Raw genomic sequence first — 484 nt, 5'->3', positions numbered from 1 at the left:
GTCACCGATCACAACGTAGAGTGATCTCTGCGCGGCCCTGGGTGAACGCCCAGCGGGTCAACCTGATCAGCGAGGAGATCGGTGTAATCGACAACGGTTCGGCGGTCACGCTCGTGGTCGATCCGGTCGACGGCACCGCCAACGCGGTCGCGGAGGTGCCGTTGTCGGCCTTCTCCGGCGTGGTCGCCGTCGACGGCAGGGCGACCGAGGCCCTCACCGTATGGTTGGACACCGGCCGCGGCTGGCATGCGAAAGTCGGCCTCCCGTCGCCCTACCGGACAACAGGCCGGCGCGCACTCGACGGCGCCGCGGTCAGCCTCCTGCGGCCGCAGGCCAAGAACGAGGCGGCGTGGCTGCGGGTGAGCCGCCGGGCCGCGCGGGTGCGCATCCTGTCCAGTAGCTGCCTGGAGGCCGCCCTCGTGGCGCAGGGCTCCACGGACGCCTTCGCAGACGCCGGCTCGGACACGCACCGCATCATGGACAT

1 protein-coding gene is annotated in these 484 nt (G+C 70.7%); it reads left to right on the top strand.

The genetic code is table 11. The annotated features are described in order from the left end of the window. Positions 1 to 20 precede the first annotated feature (20 nt). Positions 21 to 484, top strand: a 464-nt coding sequence (locus tag AC08ON_RS14515; RefSeq protein WP_476617154.1) for an inositol monophosphatase family protein, incomplete at its 3' end; no start/stop codon positions are given.

The sequence above is a fragment of the Frankia sp. CoWAU3 genome (assembly GCF_977971855.1).
This window is presented reverse-complemented; position numbering and strand designations above follow the sequence as displayed.